A 16,948-nucleotide genomic window follows, 5' to 3' on the forward strand; every position below is an offset into this window, starting at 1 on the left:
CTTATCATCCATCAGTTGCGCAGCGGCGCCGCCGGGCAACCGGCCCAGTTGCTGCCGGCGGGGATGTGTTCTCCCTTCATCACCAGGGTCAAGGGGCCCAGGCGCGCGTTGTCGCCCACCTTGGCGCTGTATAGCACGGAGCTGCGCGGGCCCATGTAGACGCGCTGGCCGATCTCCACATGGTCGATCTTCATCACGCGGTCTTCGAACAAATGCGTTTGCGGGCAGGTCAGCGCGTTCAATTCGCTGTAATCGCCGATGTGCACGCAGTCGAATTCCGTGATGTCGGTCGTATCCATGTAGACGCCGCGGCCGATCTTGCAGCCGAACAGGCGGAAGGCCAGCGGCAGCCACGGCGTGCCGCGCAGGTAGCGCATGAAGTTGGGTACGGCGATGCCTTCGTACAGGTTGGTCACGCCTTCCGAAATCCACACGAACGGCGTCCACATGGGCGCCGCGTGCTTGCGGTAGCGTCCCAGCAGCAGCCACTTGAACAGCACGACCACCAGAAAATTGCCGATGCCGTAGGCCAGGCCGGCAATCGCCAGGTCGCTCACCACTTCGCCCCAGCGTCCCGCACCCGCGATCGGCATCACGTCCAGCACCAGGGTGTAGCCGACGGCGATCACCACCGCGTGCGGCGCGACGATGCGGAAGGCTTCGATCAGGCTGCGGCCCAGGCGGCGCAACAGCGATGGCTTGAAGGTCAGGTGCTCGGCAAAGCCGCTGACCTGCTCGCGCGCGGGCAAATGCATGGGCGGGGAGCCCAGCCAGGTGTCGCCGCTGTGCATCTGCTCATTGCGCGGCGCATGCGTGTGCACGCCGATCAGCACGTGTTCGGGCAGCGTGGTGCCGTCCGGGATGTAGCTGCCGTTGCCGACAAAGCTGCGGTGCGAGATGACGGTGGGGCGCATGGTCATCCAGCCGCCGTCGATCTGCTCGTCGCCCAGCATGACGGCGTCGGCGATGAAGGTGTCGTCGCCCAGGGTCAGCATGTCGGGCACCACGCCCAGCGCCGTGGAAATTTCCGCGCCCTTGCCCACCTTGGCGCCCAGCAGGCGGTACCAGTACGGCGCGTACACGGTGGCGTAGATGCCGTGCAGCACGTTCAGGCTCGATTCCTGGATATGGCTGACCAGCCACTTGGCGCAATAGATATTGCTGTGCACGGGCGAGCTACCCGGCTTCAAGCGGGGCAGCGCACCCCAGCGGATGGCGGCCGACAGCAAGGCCGTGAGCACGATCAGCACGGCGCTGGCGGGGAAGGCCAGCAGGAAGTAGCGGGCCAGCTGGGTCGTCACGTCGCGTCCCTGCAGCCACGGCATCATTTCACGCTCGTCGAACCAGTCGATCAGCACGAAGCTGGGGAAGACGGGCATGAAGAACAGTACGGCGATGAGGACCATGCCGAAGCAGAAGAACAGGGTTTCGCCCGTCAGGCGCAGGCGCGAGACGGCGGGGCGCGGCGGCTGGCTGGCCACGTCAAACGCGCCTATGTCGCGCGCGGGGGAACCCGTCCAGACGCGACCGGCGGGCACCGCCGCGCCATCGGCCAGCGCCGACTGGCCCTCCAGGTGGCCGAACGCGCCCACTGTGGTATTGCCTTCCATGATCGCGTAAGAGCTGATGCAGGCGTCGTCGCCGATGCTGATGCGGCCCAGCAGCAGACGGCCCCGCTCGACCCTGGCGTTTTCAAAGTTGACGGCATTGCCCACGCTGACGTTGTCGCCGATGGACAGCAGGTCGGGCGCGCGCAGGGTCATCGAGCCGATGACGACTTCCTTGCCCACCTTCGCGCCGAGCGCGCGCAGCCACCAGCTATTCAGGGACGAGCCGCTGAGCAGGTAGGCGGGAGCCGATTCGACCAGGCGGTCTGCCAGCCACCAGCGGTAATACGTGACGCCCCACAGCGGATAGCTGCCCGGCTTCAAACGCCCGGCGATCAGCCACTTGCCGGCAATCGCAATGGCAAATTCGGCCAGGGTCGCCAGCAGGAACACGCCGATGGAGGCGGCGATGGCGCGCGGCACGGTATCTCCCGTGTCGCCCGTGAAGAAGTGGTAGGTGAAGAAGGGCGCCATCCACTGCGCCATGCGCAGGGTGACGAGGCCAGGCACGGCTGCCGCCTGCGCGGCGCCGCACAGCCAGCGCTTCAGGGTGGACGGCGGCGTCCACTCCGCCTCCGGCGTGGCCAGCGCGGGCGCCTCGCTCAAGACGGCGGCGATCTTGCCGATCTGCCGATTCTGGTAAATGTCGCGCACCGTCATGTGGGCGTAGGCCGGATCCGCGCGCAGGGCGGAGGCCAGGCGCGCGGCCAGGAAGGAGTGGCCACCGAGGTCGCTGAAAAAGTCGAGCTGGCGCAAAATCGCCTGGCCCGGGAACAGCTTGGCCAGGGCCGCGAACAGGGCCGCTTCGGCCGGCGTTTCCGGCACGTCCGATTCACCTGCCTCGCCTGCCGGCGGCGCGGACAATGGCATGGCCTTCAAGGCCTTCCTGTCGATTTTTCCCGAGGTCAGGCGCGGCATCAGCGGCAGCAATTCAAAACGGCCCGGCACCATGTAGGGTGGCAAATGCAGGTTCAGGGCCGCGCGCAGGGTCTTTGCCGCCAGGGCGTCCTCGGACGCCTCCTCGCTGCCGACGATGTAGGCCACCAGCTGGTCGATGCCGTCATCCTTGCGCAGCAACACGGCCACCGTGCCCACGCCCGCCTGCTGCGCCAGCACGGCCTCGATCTCGCCCAGCTCCACGCGGAAGCCGCGAATTTTCACCTGGTCGTCGGCGCGGCCCAGGCACAGCACCTGGCCGTCGGCATCGATGCGGGCCAGGTCGCCCGTGCGGTACAGGCGCGCGTCATCCTCGCTGGCCGCCCATGGATTGGGCAGGAATTTTTCCACCGTCAGGTCGGGCCGGCCCAGGTAGCCCTCGGCCAGGCCGGGGCCGATGATGCACAGCTCACCTGTCTCGCCGCGCTGCAGCAGGGCCAGGGGACGGTTTTCTCCCGGCTCGGCCACCTGCAGCACCAGCAAGCCGTAGTTGGGCAGCGGCGTGCCGATGGTCACCGGTTCGCCGGGCCGCAACCGCGCCAGGCTGCACGAGACGGTCGCCTCCGTGGGGCCATAGGTGTTGAACATGGCGCGGCCCGGGCGCGACCAGCGCTCGACCAGCGACTCCGGGCACATCTCGCCGCCCAGGTTGATCAGGCGCAGACTGGGCACATCTTCCGCGAACAGGGCCAGCAGGGTCGGCACGGCGTGCAGCACGGTGACCTTGTTCTCGGCCAGCGCGCGCGGCAAGGCTTCCGGGTCGCCCGAGATATCTTTGGGCCCCAGCCACAGGGTGGCGCCCACCAGGTAGGCGATCCAGATTTCCTCGAACGACATGTCGAAGGCGACGGAAAAGCCCTGGTAGACGGTGTCGTCTTGCGTCACTTCCAGCACGGCGTTTTCGCTGCGCAGGAAGTGGCAGATGCTGCGTTGATTGATCAGGATGCCCTTCGGTTTGCCCGTGGAGCCGGAGGTGTAGATCACATAGGCCGGGTGTTCCGGCAGCACGGCGCCGCGCGCGGGCAGCACTTCGCCCGGCGCGGCGGGGGCCAGCAGGCTTTCCGCCGTCCACACGGGCCGCTTGACGCCGGCATCCAGCAGGCGCGGCGCGAACTGGGCGCAGCTGACGACACCAAAGCCATTGGCGTCATCGAGGCACACTTGCAGGCGCTCGACGGGCGTGTCTTCATCGACGGGCAGCCAGGCGGCGCCCGCCTTGGCGATGGCCGCCTGCATCAGCAGCAGATGGGCGCCGCGCGGCAGCCACAGGCCCACGATGTCGCCGGGCTTGACGCCGGCCGCCACCAGGCGCGACGCGGCCAGTCCCGCCTGCGCGTCGAGTTCCGCATACGTGATGCGGCGTTCGCCGTCGATCAGGGCGGTCTGTTGCGGGCAGCGGCGGGCCGTCGCTTCCAGCAGGTCGGCCAGTACTTCCTCGCGCAGCAGATCCGGTCGCGGCGGGCCGTACAGGATGTCGGCGTGGGTGGAGGGAGTGCCTGGGCTGACTGCAGTGAAATCGTTCATGGATGACGCTTATCTGTAATGCGGAGTGAAGAATCTGACGGGCTGCGCATGGCGCGCGGCACAGTTGATACATTACAGCACGCAAGACATTTCAGCGTTGCAGAACGGGGAATTTTGTAGAGCTTTCAGCAATTATGTGGCGGCAGGATCAACCGCCATGATTACGGAATGTAAATCGCGGAAACATGGCGCCGATTTGCGCCAAGGTATGCGCCGCCGGATAGCCGTGCAGGGGGCGGCCGGACAGCGCCGCGTCCGCGCAGCCTTCGGCGCGGAATTGCTGCAGCACGTAGTTGTCGACGCCTTTCGCGGCCAGGGTGGTGGCCAGGGACAGCAACTGCTCGTCCGGCAGCAGATCCGGGTGGGTGGTGGTGCGGCATTCGTAGGCGACGCCGCTGGCGAGGATGGCGTCCAGGCAGGCGCGCGCCGGGTCGCCGCTGCCGGCCACGCGGGTCACATGACGATAGTCGGCAAACGGCGCCTTGATGTCGAAGCCGACCCAGTCGACCAGGGGCAGCACTTCCTGCAGGCGCTGCGGATAGATGCAGGCCGTGTGCAGGCCGATGCCGAATCCCAGTTCCCTGACGTCCTGCATGGCCCGCCCCAGCGCCGGGTCCATGCACGCTTCGCCGCCGCTGAAGACGACGGCGTCGACCAGGCCTGCGCGGCGGCGCAGCCAGGTCAACACGTCGTGCCAGGGCATGGCGCCTTCCGGCGTGCGCGCCTGCAGGTGAGGATTGTGGCAATAGCCGCAACGCCAGGGGCAGCCCTGCACGAACACCACGGCCGCCAGCTTGCCAGGGTAGTCGGTGGCGGAAAAGGGCGTCAGGCCGCCCACTTTCAAATCAGCCGCCATGGCAGGCGGGCAGGCCAACCCGCGCGCTCGCTTCCGTAAAGTACTGGCGCTCGTGGAATTCGCCCTGCTTGCCGATGTTGAACGAGGCGACGGGCCGGTGATAGCCCATCACGCGGGTCCAGATTTCGCAGCGCTGGCGTTCGGTGTCGAGCAGGGTGATGGCGGGAGTGAAGTCGGGACGTGCGTTCATGGCGTTTCCTTGAGTGGGTGAGCGAGATCGGACTGCTTGCGCGCGATCAGTTCCGCGTCGCAGGTGGGACAGAATTCATGTTTGCCGGCCAGGTAGCCGTGGCGCGGGCAGATGGAAAACGTGGGCGTGACCGTGATATAGGGCAGCGAGAAGCGGCTCAGGGCGCGTTTCACCAGCTCGCGGCAGGCATTCGCGTCCGATAGCGCTTCCGTCATGTACAGGTGCAGCACCGTGCCGCCCGTGTACTTGCGCTGCAGCGCGTCCTGCAATTCCAGCGCCTCGAACGGGTCGTCCGTATGGCCGACGGGCAGCTGCGACGAATTCGTGTAGTACGGGTTGTCGACCGTGCCCGCCTGCAGGATGGCGGGGAAGCGCTTGCGGTCTTCGCGGGCGAAGCGGTAGGTCGTGCCTTCGGCCGGCGTCGCTTCCAGGTTGTACATATGGCCCGTCTCTTCCTGGAAGGCCACCATGCGGGCGCGTACGTGGTCGAGCAGGCGCACGGCCAGCGCGTGGCCTTCTGGCGTCGTGATGTCCCAGGCGTCGCCGCTGAAATTGCGGATCATCTCGTTGATGCCGTTCACGCCCAGGGTGGAAAAGTGGTTGCGCAGGGTGCCAAGGTAGCGCTTCGTGTACGGGAACAGGCCTTGCTGCATCAGTTCTTCGATGGTGCGGCGCTTGATTTCCAGGCTGGTCTTGCCCAGTTCCAGCAGGCGGTCCAGGTCCGCCATCAGGGCTGGCTCGTCGCCGCGCCATCGGTGGCCCAGGCGCGCGCAGTTGATCGTCACCACGCCCAGGGAACCCGTCTGCTCGGCGGAACCGAACAGGCCGTTGCCCCGTTTCAGCAGTTCGCGCAAGTCCAGCTGCAAGCGGCAGCACATGGAGCGGATCATGTTCGGCTTGAGTTCCGAATTGATGAAGTTCTGGAAATAGGGCAGGCCGTAGCGGGCCGTCATCTCGAACAGGCGTTCGGCGTTTTCGCTATGCCAGTCGAAATCCTCGGTGATGTTATAGGTGGGGATGGGGAAGGTGAAGACTCTGCCCTTGGCATCGCCCGCCATCATGATCTCGATGTAGGCGCGGTTGATCATGTCCATCTCCACCTGCAGCTCGCCATAGCTGAAGTCCATTTCCTGGCCGGCGATGACGGGAATCTGCTCGCGCAAGTCGTCCGGGCAGACCCAGTCGAAGGTGAGGTTGGTGAACGGCGTCTGCGTGCCCCAGCGCGATGGCACGTTGAGGTTGAAGATCAGTTCCTGCATGTACTGGCGCACGTCTTCGTAGCGCAGGCTGTCCTTGCGGATGTAGGGCGCCATATAGGTGTCGAAGGAGCTGAACGCCTGCGCGCCGGCCCACTCGTTTTGCAGGGTGCCGAGAAAATTGACGATCTGGCCGATGGCGCTCGACATGTGCTTGGGCGGACCGGATTCGATCTTGCCCGGCACGCCATTCAAGCCTTCGTGCAGCAGGGTGCGCAGCGACCAGCCGGCGCAATAGCCGGCCAGCATGTCGAGGTCGTGGATGTGCAGCGCCGCTTCGCGGTGCGCCGCGCCCACTTCCGGCGGATACACCTGGTCCAGCCAGTAGTTGGCGATGACCTTGCCCGACACGTTGAGTATCAGGCCGCCCAGCGAGTAGCCCTGGTTGGCGTTGGCGTTGACACGCCAGTCGCGCCGCTCCAGGTATTCATTGATGGACGCGGCGACATCGACCTGGCCGCGTGTGGGGGAAACTGCATTTGTCGTCATGAAACCTCCAATAAACACAACATGCGGTGTTTTTATGGAGATTAATCACTAAATATAGTGGCGTCAAAGGGCGCGTGCAGTTGCGTGACGAATCCTTGATGCAGGTGAAAAAAGCGCCCCCGTTTACTTTTTCGCGCGGCCCTGGCGCAGGATGAAGTAGCTCAGGCCAAAGTACGCGGCGGCGCAGACGGCGATGCTGATGGCGGAGGCGGGCAGCACGTGCGCCCAGATTTCCAGCGGCGAGAAGGTGCTCCAGCTGGCGACGCGGATATCGAAGGTGACGTAGTTCGCCAGCAGCCAGTAGACGGCCAGCAAGCCCGTGCTGATGGCGATCTGGCGCGGCACCGGCATGGCGCGGCGCGCGAAGACGGCTTGCAGGAACAGCAGCAGCACGCCCGGATACGCGCCCAGCACCTCGGGCGACAGCACGGACAGGGTCGCGTCATCGTAGCCGTCGGCCGGCGCGGCCCACTGCACTTGCAGCACGGTGAGGAACAGGGTGAGCAGGAAGATCAGCAGCGGTTTGCGGGGCATGGCGGGCAATCGAAGAGGGAGAAAAGGGGGGCATTTTACAGCCAGGTCAAGCAAGTTGAACGCGCGCCAGCCATGCATGCATTCCTTCACCTGCGTCAAGGACTGGGCAGCATGGGCGGGGCTATAGTCTGCACCCTGAGCCGATACAGGACTGTGAATATCATGATGCTTGAATCAACCACCGCCACCCGCGTGGCCGGACCGCTGGAACTGGTCTGCCCCGCCGGCAGCCTGCCCGCCTTGAAAGCGGCCGTCGACAATGGCGCCGACACCGTTTACCTAGGCTTTCGCGACGCCACCAATGCGCGCAATTTCGCCGGCCTCAATTTCGACGAGAAGGCCATCGCCGAGGGCGTGCGCTACGCCCACCAATATGGGCGCAAGGTGCTGCTGGCGCTGAATACCTATCCACAGCCGCACAACTGGGCCGTGTGGCGCAGCGCCATCGACCGCGCCGCGCAGGCCGGCATCGACGCCATGATCGTGGCCGATCCGGGCCTGATGGCCTACGCAAGTGAGCATCACCCGCAGCTGCGCCTGCACCTGTCCGTGCAGGGCTCGGCCACCAACTACGAAGCCATCAATTTTTACCATGAGCACTTCGGCATCGCCCGCGCCGTGCTGCCGCGCGTGCTGTCGATGGCGCAGGTGGAGCAACTGATCGCCAAGACGGAAGTCGAGATCGAGGTCTTCGGCTTCGGCTCCCTGTGCGTGATGGTCGAAGGGCGCTGCGCGCTGTCGTCGTATGCGACGGGCGAGGCGCCGAATACCCATGGCGTGTGCTCGCCGGCGAAATCCGTGCGTTGGCTGGAAACGCCGAACGGCCTCGAATCGCGCCTGAACGGCGTGCTGATCGACCGCTATGCGCCCGGCGAAAACGCCAGCTATCCCACCCTGTGCAAGGGCCGTTTCGAAGTCAATGATGAAGAGTATTACGCCATCGAGGAGCCGGCCAGCCTGAATACCCTGGCGCTGCTGCCGCAACTGATCGCCATGGGCGTGCGGGCCGTGAAGATCGAAGGACGCCAGCGCAGCCCCGCCTACGTGGCGCAGGTGACGCGCGTGTGGCGCGAGGCGATCGACGCCTGCCGCGAAGGCAATGCGCGCTACGCCGTCAAGCCGGGCTGGATGGCGGCCATGGACAAGCTGGCCGAAGGCCAGCAGCACACATTAGGTGCTTACCACAGATCTTGGAAATAGAGGATGAACATGCTGAAGCTTTCACTGGGCCCCTTGCTGTACTACTGGCCACGCGCCACCGTCTTCGAGTTTTACCAGCAGATCGCCGGCACCGCCGTCGATATCGTGTATCTGGGCGAAACCGTCTGCTCGCGCCGGCATGAGGTGCGTCTGGCCGACTGGCTCGATATCGCCGACATGCTGGCCGCCGCCGGCAAGGAAGTGGTGCTGTCGACGCAGGCGCTGATCGAGGCGGGCGCCGAACTGGCGACCCTGCGCCGCATCACGGGCAATGGCCGCTACGGCGTCGAGGCCAACGACATGGGCGCCGTGCACTGCATGGAAAAGGGCACGCCCTTCGTCGCCGGTCCCCATTTGAACCTGTTCAATGGTCCCAGCCTGCAACTGCTGGCGCGCCTGGGCGCGCGGCGCTGGGTGATGCCGCTGGAAATGGGGCAGACTGCGCTGGCCGAGATGCAGCGCCAGAAGCCGGAAGGGCTGGAGACGGAAGTCTTCGCCTACGGCCGCATGCCGCTGGCGTTTTCCGCGCGCTGCTTCACGGCGCGCAACCGCAACCTGCCGAAGGACGATTGCGGCTACAGCTGCCTGGAAGAGCCGGACGGCCTGCTGCTGCGCACGCGCGACGAAGTGCCATTCCTCGTGTTGAATGGCACGCAGACGCAGTCGGCGCTGGTCTACAACCTGGTGCGAGAACTCGACGCCATGCGCGACATGGGCGTGGCGGTGGCGCGCATCAGCCCGCAAGCCATGCATACGGAACAAGTCATCGCCATCTTCGACCGCGCCCGCCGTGGGCAGGTCAGCGGCATCGGCGCCCAGGCCCAGCTGGCGGCCTGCCAGCCGGCCGGCGCCTGCGACGGCTACTGGCACGGCCAGCCCGGCATGGAACAGCACGCCGCACATTGAACGCATCGAAAGGAAGTACCATGCAAGATCAACTGGAAAGATTGCCGATCCCGGCCAAGCCTCCCATGAGCAAGCCCGGCGTGTCGTACCGCTTGCCGGAACCGCTGGCCGAATTGCTGTCCAAGCTGCCCCCGTATCCCGCCTCCTGGCTGTTCGTGCAAGGCTTGAACCGCCTGCTGGCGCCGCAATTGCCCGACGACGTGCGGCGCAGCCTGGAAGGGCGCAGCCTGCGTTTGCGGCTGCTGGACGCGGGCATCGCCTTCGATTTCGAGTGGCAGGGCACGGTGTTCGTGGCCGAGCGTTATGTCGACGTGCCGGACCTGTGCATCGCGGCCAGCGTGCATGATTTGATGCTGCTGGCGCGGCGCCACGAAGATCCGGACACCCTGTTCTTCAGCCGTCGTTTGAGCCTGGAAGGCGATACGGAACTGGGCTTGCTGTTCAAGAATACGCTCGACGCCATCGAGTTGCCGCCGTTCGACCTGCAGGCGCTGGGACCGCGCCGCGTGCTGGCGCATCTGCGCGACCGGGGCGCGCGCGAAGGCTGAGCTGGAAAAGGGAGGGCAGGCGCTCAGTGGCGGCAGTGGCCGCAAGCGCCGCTGCACGATGCCAGCTGTTCTTCATCCGTCGCTTCGCCCATGAAGCCGGCGTCGTTGACGGCGGCCAGCAGGCGTTCCTGCGTGGCCAGACGTTCGTCGAACTGCACCGTGGCGCCGTGCCGCGCCAGCGAGACGCACACGGTGGTCACGCCCGTAACGGCTTCGAGCGCGCCCGTCAGCCTGTCGGCGCAGCCTTCGTGATCCATCCCGATAATATTCAAGCGCGCTGTCTGCATGTGTTCCTCTTGTTTTTCAAATAAAAAAACAGCGTAGGCGAGGGGCGCGCATGCCGTCCAGAGCAGCACGCAAGATTTATTTCCTATTTGCGGTTTTGTTGATCTGGATTAACTCCAGCCTCTCTGCTGCAGTCTGAAACTGCTGTTGTTTTGTACACAGTTGCCGTATTCCAGTCGACAAGCGTGCTCTGCTGCGCGATACTGTCATTCTGATAAGAACGCTATGAATGCGCTGGAAAGGAGGGGCCATGCGGCGCCGCCCCCTGCTCAAGCTTGCCGCCCTGTGGCCGTTGGGCGCGGCCATCGGCGCGGTGCCGCCGCTGCCGCTGCCGCTCGTGTATCCGCGCCATCAGGCGCTCGACGATCCGCAGCAAGGCTATGTGACGGCCTTGCTGCAGCAGGCGCTGGCCCGTTCGGGCCAGGCCTATGCCTTGCGCCGTTCCGCACTGCGCATGGTGCAGACGCGCGCGATGCAGGAAATCGCCATGGCATCGGGCAGCGTCGATGTCGTCTGGGCGATGACGAGCCGCGCGCGCGAAACGCAATTGTTGCCAGTGCGCATCCCCATCGACCGCGGCCTCATCGGCTGGAGAGTGGCATTGATCCAGGCGCGCCGGCCGCAACTGCTGCGCGGCGTGCGCAGCATTGCCGCCCTGGCGCGGCTGTCGGCCGGGCAGATGCGCGACTGGCCCGACTCCGCCATCCTGCAGGCGAATGGCTTGCGCCTCGATACGTCGAGCACCTATGAAGGCCTGTTCCAGCAACTGGCGGCAGGGCGCATCGATTACTTTCCCCGTTCCGTGATCGAGGCGCAAAGCGAGCTGGCCAGCCACGCGCAATTGCCGCTGGCGCTGGACACTCACCTGGTCATCCGCTACCCGGCCGCGCTGTACTTTTTTGTCGGCAAGCACCGGCCGGAACTGGCGCGCCACATTGAAACGGGACTGGAGACCATGCTTGCCGACGGCAGTTTCGCGCAGCTGTTCCAGCGCCATTTTGGCCGCCTCGCGCAGGGCCTGAATCTGTCCCGGCGCCACGTGCTGGAGCTGGCCAATTCCGACTTACCGGAAGAGACACCGCTGGCGCGCAAGGCACTTTGGTATCGTCCAAGACATTACTAATAGTTTTGTTGATCGATGTCAAACAAGTGCTTCAATCGTGCGCAGGATGTTTGATGAAAAGCAAAGCAAGTTCAACAGAACACCTGTTGACACTTGTAAAATTTTCACCGAACATAATTCCTCGTAACAACATTTCTCCGGCGCAAGCGTTTATCGCAAGTGCCGTGCAGGATCCGTGCGCCCGTTCAACAGCCAGCTGCCGTCAGCCGCCGAACGCTCTGTTCTCTTGTAACCATCCGTTATCTTTTCGAAGGTTTTTCCATGCTCGATTCGATCACGTCCATATTGCACCAGGTGCCGGAACTGGCCCTGTTCCTGGCGCTGGGGCTAGGCTACGCGGTAGGGCAGATACGCTTCGGCCCGATCCAGCTGGGCGGCGTGTGCGGCACCCTGATCGCCGCGCTGCTGATCGGCCAGCTGGGCATCACCCTGGACGCCAGCGTCAAGAACGTCTTCTTCATGCTGTTCATCTTTGCCCTCGGCTATGCGGGCGGTCCCCAGTTCTTTGCCAACCTGAATGCCAAGGGTTTGCGACTAGGGCTGCTGTGCCTGATCGAAGTGGTGGTGGTGCTGGCGCTGGTGCTGCTGGCCACGCGTTTCCTGGGCCTGGACCAGGGTACGGCGGCCGGCATGATGGCGGGCGCGGCCACGGAATCGGCCGTCGTCGGCACGGCCACGGACGCCATCTCGAAACTGGCGCTGCCGGCCGCTCGCATCGCCGAGCTGCAGGCCAACGTCGTCACCGCCTATTCCATCACGTATATCTTCGGCCTGATCGCCATCGTCATCGTCACCAGCCAGATATTTCCGCTGTTGTTGCGCGTCAACCTGCGCGAGGAAGCCGATAAATTGTGGGAAAAGATGGGCGGCGCGCAGACCGATGGCGACGGCGTGCAGGCGACGCCGGAAATGGTGGGCCGCGCCTACCGCATCAGCCGTGGCGCGGGACGCCGTCTCGATGCCTTGCAGCATATTTTTGCGGGCCGCGCCAGCATCACGCGCGTGCGCCGGCACGGCAAGGTATTGCCCTTGGAACCGGAACTGCGCCTGCGCAACAACGACGAAGTGCTGGTGATCGGCCACCGTCCCGCGCTGGTGGCGGCCGAAGCCATCCTGGGCGAGGAATTTGCCGACACGACGGGCTTGAACATGGCTGTCTCGGCCGTCGAAGTGCTCCTGCAGCAAGCATCGCTGGTCGGCCAGCCCTTGCGCCAGCTGGCCTTGCCGTCCGGCGTGCATGTGGCGGCCGTCGTTCGTGGCGAACACAGCATGCCGCCGCTGCCTGATCTTTCCTTGCAGCGCGACGACGTGCTGCGCCTGTACGGCACGACGGAAGGGCGCGAGCTGAACACGGCGCTGGCCGCCATCGGCAAGCGCGTGCCCACGGGCGACCGCAGCAATATCGTCTACGCCAGCATCGGCATCGTGCTGGGCGTGTATATCGGCGGCTTCTCCGCCAAGCTGGGCGGCATCCCGTTTTCGCTGGGCACGGGCGGCGGCGCCTTGCTGACGGGCCTCGTGTTCGGCTGGTACCAGGCGCGCAAGCCGGGCATGCAGGGCATCCCGCCCAGCGCGCTCGACATGATGAAGGATATCGGCCTGGCCACCTTCATCGCCTGCGTGGGTCTGGCGTCGGGGCCGCAGGCGATCGATCTGATCCGCCAGTACGGGCTGTCGTTGCCGCTGATGGGTGTATTGATCGCCGTCATCCCCGCCTCGCTGTCCTTGCTGGTGGGGCACTTTTTCCTCAAGCTGGAAGCGCCCGTGCTGCTGGGCGCCATCGCCGGCCAGCAGTGCAGTACGCCGGCTTTGTCCGCCGTGCAGAACGCGGCCGGCAATTCCACGCCCTTGCTGGGTTACACGATTACGTATGCCATCTCGAACGTGGTGCTGCCCCTGCTGGGGCCGCTCATCGTGGCCTTGGCCGGCTCCGTCCACGCATGAGCAGCCGGCAAGGGCACACGCAGTAAAGAATTCCTTCAACACGAAAGGCGGTCCGCATGGAATGGTTGCATGAGTTATTCAAGAAGTCGCCCGAAATTGCCTTGTTTCTCTCCCTGGCAGTGGGTTACTACATCGGCAAGATCAAGTTCGGCTCGTTCCAGCTGGGCGGGGTAGCCGGTTCACTGCTGGTGGCGGTACTCGTCAGCCAGGTGGGCGTCGCCATCGATCCCGGCGTCAAGTCGGTGCTGTTTGCCCTGTTCATCTACGCGGTTGGCTATGAAAGCGGGCCGCAATTCTTCAATTCGCTGGGGCGCCAGTCCGTGCGCGAAATCATCCTGGCCGTCGTGCTGGCCGTGACGGCGCTGCTGACGGTGGTCATCCTGGCCAAGGTGTTTGGCCTGGACAAGGGCCTGGCAGCCGGCGTGGCGGCGGGCGGCTTGACGCAGTCGGCCATCATCGGCACGGCCGGCGACGCGATCACCAAGCTGGGCCTGGCGGCCGACGAGGTGGCCCGCTTGCAGGGCAACGTGGCCGTCGGCTATGCCGTGACGTATGTGTTCGGCTCGTTTGGCGCCATCATTGTCTGCGTCAACATCTTGCCAAAGCTCATGGGTCGCACCATCCGCGAAGATGCGATCAAGGCGGAAACGGCGCTGCAAGCGGGTGTGCAAGTGCTGGGGCCGGGCCAGACGCCGGCCGCGCCTGACTTGATCGGCCGCATCTACGACGTGGGCCCCGGTGCCGGCCGCTCCGTGGCGGACATCGAAAGCGCTAATCCGAACACGGCCATCACCATCGAGCGCGTGAAACGCAATGGCCAGATCATCGACGTCAGCCCGGACCTGGTGCTGGCGGCCGACGATATCGTGCTGCTGGTGGGCCGCCGCGAAGCCATGCTCAGCGTCTCTTCCCAGCTGGGCAAGGAATTGCTGGCCGTCGAAGGCATGGAACTGGTGATGCAGCGCCGCGACATGGTGCTGACCAACAAGGCTTACCACAACAAGACGGTGGGCGAGATCCGCAGCGCCACGGCGCCGGGCGTGCGCCACGGCATCTTTGTCGTGCAGCTGAGCCGCATGGGCAAGATTCTCCCCATGCAGGCGGAAACCGTTGTGCAGACGGGCGACGTGGTGACCATCTACGGCGCCGAGCAGGACGTCAAGCGCGTGGCGGCCGAAGTGGGTTATATGATCGTGCCGAGCGCCAAGACGGACTTCGTCTACATGGGTGCCGGCCTCGTCGTCGGCCTGCTGGTGGGCTTGCTGGTGGCGCGCATCGGTTCGATTCCGCTGACCCTGGGCAGCGGTGGCGGCGTGCTGCTGTCTGGCCTGGTATTCGGCTGGTTCCGCGCCAAGCGCCAGACGTTTGGCTACATGCCCAGCGGCGCCGTGCAAATCCTGAAAGACCTGGGTCTGGCCGGCTTCGTTGCCGTCGTCGGCCTCACGTCCGGCTTGCAAGCCGTGCAAACCGTGCGCGAACACGGCCTGACCCTGTTTGGCGTGGGGGTGGTGGTGACCATCCTGCCGATGATCTTGACCATGCTGATCGGCCGCTACATCTTGCGTTATGACAACGTGGCCGTATTCGCGGGCGCCTTGTCCGGCTCGCGCAGCGCCAATCCCGCGTTCGGCGAAGTGCTGAATGCGGCGCAAAACTCGATTCCCACCGTACCGTTTGCCATCACATATGCCTTGGCCAACGTTTTCCTGACCCTGCTGGGGCCGCTGATTGTGGCCTTCGTCTGAGTCTGCAAGTATGTGCAAGAACCCTGAACATTGTCAGTCTATAAGGAGTAGCAAAAATGGATTTCAGTAACCCAAGCAAACTCGCCCTGTTGAGCCCATTTGAATTGAAGGATGCGCTGATCCAGACGGCCAAGCAAAGCAACCGCCTGATGCTCAATGCGGGCCGCGGCAACCCGAATTTCCTGGCGACTACGCCACGCCATGGCTTCTTCCAGTTCGGCCAATTCGCCATGACGGAAGCGGAGCGTTCCTATGTGTACATGGACGACGTGGGCGGTTTCCCCACGCGCGACGGTATCGAGGCGCGCTTCGAAATCTTCGTGCGCCAGCATGCTGAGACGCCGGGCGTGCACTTCATCGAGGCAGCCATGTCGTATGTGCGCGACCAGCTGGGCCTGGACGCGGGCGACTTCATCTACGAGATGTGCGAAGCCATCCTCGGCTGCAACTATCCCGTGCCGGACCGCATGCTGCGCCTGTCCGAGAAAATCGTCGGCCAGTATATCCACCGCGAAATGATCGGCGACCATCCATTCGTCGGCAACTTCGACATGTACGCCGTCGAAGGGGGCACGGCCGCCATGACGTATCTGTTTGCCAGCCTGAAATCGAACCACATCATCCAGGAAGGTGACACGATCGCCTTGGGCATGCCGATCTTCACGCCCTACATCGAAATTCCCCAGCTCAATGATTACAAGCTGAATACCGTGCATATCGATGCGCCGCAATCGAACAACTGGCAATTCACCAAGAAGGAGCTGGACAAGCTGCTCGATCCGAAGGTGAAGGCTTTCTTCCTCGTCAATCCGAGCAATCCGCCATCCGTCAAGATCGATGACGAAACCCTGGAATACATCGCCAAGATCATCAAGAAGCGCCCGGACCTGATCATTTTGACCGATGACGTGTACGGCACCTTTGCCGATAATTTCGTCTCGCTGTTCGCCATTTGCCCGTTCAACACCATCCTCGTGTATTCGTTCTCGAAATACTTCGGCGCGACGGGCTGGCGCATGGGCGTGGTGGCCACGCATGAAAACAATGTGCTTGACGCCAAGATTGCCAAGTTGCCGGAAACCATCAAGAAGCAGCTCGATGCCCGCTATCACTCCATCACGACGGAGCCGCGCGAGCTGAAATTCATCGACCGCCTGGTGGCTGACAGCCGCACGGTGGCGCTGAACCACACGGCCGGCCTGTCCACGCCCGTGCAGGCGCAGATGACCCTGTTCTCCCTGTTCTCGCTGATGGATGAAGAGCAAAAGTACAAGCAGTCGATGAAACGCATCGTGCTGCGCCGCAAGGAAGCGCTGTACCGCGAGCTGGGCTTGCCGATGGTGCACGACGCCAATTCCGTGCGCTACTACCACCTGCTGGACATGGAGTCGCTGGCCGCGCAAATGCATGGCGTGGAGTTTTCGCAGTGGCTGCTGAAAAAGCTCAAACCGAACGAAGCCCTGTTCCGCCTGGCCGAGGAAACGGGCGTCATCCTGTTGCCGGGCCGCGGCTTCGGCACCACGCACCCGTCCGGCCGCGTGTCGCTGGCCAACCTGAACGAATACGACTACGCCAACATCGGCCGCGCCATCCGCAACATGGCGTCCGAGTTCTTTGCCGTATTTGAAAAGGAAAAGGAGAAGGGCGGCAAGAAGGCGAAAAAGTAATTCGCCGGGTAGCTGCTTGAGCTCAACGGGCGCCCCGCAAGAGGCGCCCGTTTTTATGTGTCGGCTCAGGTAACCAATAGTGCAGGCTGGAATAGACATCCGTAGATATAATTGCTATTGTGAAAGTATAAACATGGC

13 protein-coding genes are annotated in these 16,948 nt (G+C 64.2%); 7 read left to right on the forward strand and 6 right to left on the reverse strand.

The genetic code is table 11. From position 1 onward, the window contains the following. Positions 1-11 precede the first annotated feature (11 nt). The 5 genes from CSQ91_RS02445 to CSQ91_RS02465 form a co-directional block, all read right to left on the reverse strand. On the reverse strand, positions 12-4,067 hold the full coding sequence (locus CSQ91_RS02445; protein WP_099387275.1) for a Pls/PosA family non-ribosomal peptide synthetase: 4,056 nt from the start codon (positions 4,065-4,067) through the stop codon (positions 12-14). 148 nt (positions 4,068-4,215) lie between these two features. Next, entirely contained in the window at positions 4,216-4,923 is a 708-nt protein-coding gene (locus tag CSQ91_RS02450) for an anaerobic ribonucleoside-triphosphate reductase activating protein (protein WP_099387276.1), read from the reverse strand. Continuing rightward, the gene (nrdD, locus tag CSQ91_RS02455) at positions 4,913-5,113 is read right to left on the reverse strand and encodes an anaerobic ribonucleoside-triphosphate reductase (RefSeq protein ID WP_070279034.1); all 201 of its coding nucleotides are present in this window, start codon (positions 5,111-5,113) and stop codon (positions 4,913-4,915) included. Before nrdD ends, CSQ91_RS02450 begins: the two co-directional genes overlap by 11 nt. Next, on the reverse strand, positions 5,110-6,858 hold the full coding sequence (locus CSQ91_RS02460; RefSeq protein WP_099387277.1) for a ribonucleoside triphosphate reductase: 1,749 nt from the start codon (positions 6,856-6,858) through the stop codon (positions 5,110-5,112). Before CSQ91_RS02460 ends, nrdD begins: the two co-directional genes overlap by 4 nt. Positions 6,859-6,981: 123 nt before the next feature. Continuing rightward, positions 6,982-7,392, reverse strand: coding sequence for a hypothetical protein (locus CSQ91_RS02465; protein ID WP_099387278.1), 411 nt, complete (start codon positions 7,390-7,392; stop codon positions 6,982-6,984). Positions 7,393-7,554: 162 nt separating this feature from the next. Between CSQ91_RS02465 and ubiU the strand changes: the two genes are divergently transcribed. Genes ubiU through ubiT form a run of 3 tightly spaced genes read left to right on the forward strand, consistent with a single transcriptional unit; the run spans position 7,555 to position 10,046 of the window. After that, on the forward strand, positions 7,555-8,592 hold the full coding sequence (gene ubiU / locus CSQ91_RS02470; RefSeq protein WP_412101868.1) for a ubiquinone anaerobic biosynthesis protein UbiU: 1,038 nt from the start codon (positions 7,555-7,557) through the stop codon (positions 8,590-8,592). Between the two features lie 9 nt (positions 8,593-8,601). Beyond that, the gene (gene ubiV / locus CSQ91_RS02475; RefSeq protein WP_099388543.1) at positions 8,602-9,498 is read left to right on the forward strand and encodes a ubiquinone anaerobic biosynthesis protein UbiV; all 897 of its coding nucleotides are present in this window, start codon (positions 8,602-8,604) and stop codon (positions 9,496-9,498) included. 20 nt (positions 9,499-9,518) lie between these two features. After that, a complete protein-coding gene (ubiT, locus tag CSQ91_RS02480; RefSeq protein WP_081345836.1) occupies positions 9,519-10,046 on the forward strand; it encodes a ubiquinone anaerobic biosynthesis accessory factor UbiT in 528 nt (175 codons plus the stop codon). A 23-nt stretch (positions 10,047-10,069) separates the two neighbouring features. Here the strand turns inward: ubiT and CSQ91_RS02485 are convergent, their stop codons facing one another. Then, the gene (locus tag CSQ91_RS02485) at positions 10,070-10,333 is read right to left on the reverse strand and encodes a heavy-metal-associated domain-containing protein (RefSeq protein WP_099387279.1); all 264 of its coding nucleotides are present in this window, start codon (positions 10,331-10,333) and stop codon (positions 10,070-10,072) included. A 248-nt stretch (positions 10,334-10,581) separates the two neighbouring features. Between CSQ91_RS02485 and CSQ91_RS02490 the strand changes: the two genes are divergently transcribed. From CSQ91_RS02490 to CSQ91_RS02505, 4 genes are all read left to right on the forward strand, one after another. Beyond that, positions 10,582-11,454 carry a substrate-binding periplasmic protein gene (locus CSQ91_RS02490; protein WP_099387280.1) on the forward strand — a complete coding sequence of 291 codons (873 nt, stop codon included), beginning with the start codon at positions 10,582-10,584 and terminating at the stop codon, positions 11,452-11,454. A 261-nt stretch (positions 11,455-11,715) separates the two neighbouring features. Next, positions 11,716-13,398: an aspartate-alanine antiporter gene (gene aspT / locus CSQ91_RS02495; RefSeq protein WP_070279038.1), complete on the forward strand. Its 1,683-nt coding sequence runs from the start codon at positions 11,716-11,718 to the stop codon at positions 13,396-13,398. A 56-nt stretch (positions 13,399-13,454) separates the two neighbouring features. Further along, complete coding sequence (aspT, locus tag CSQ91_RS02500; RefSeq protein ID WP_070279039.1) at positions 13,455-15,143, forward strand: aspartate-alanine antiporter; 1,689 nt, start codon at positions 13,455-13,457, stop codon at positions 15,141-15,143. A gap of 56 nt (positions 15,144-15,199) precedes the next feature. Continuing rightward, complete coding sequence (locus CSQ91_RS02505) at positions 15,200-16,810, forward strand: bifunctional aspartate transaminase/aspartate 4-decarboxylase (protein ID WP_099387281.1); 1,611 nt, start codon at positions 15,200-15,202, stop codon at positions 16,808-16,810. Positions 16,811-16,948 lie beyond the last annotated feature (138 nt).

Source organism: Janthinobacterium sp. BJB301 (assembly GCF_002735685.1).
Lineage (GTDB): Bacteria > Pseudomonadota > Gammaproteobacteria > Burkholderiales > Burkholderiaceae_D > Janthinobacterium > Janthinobacterium lividum.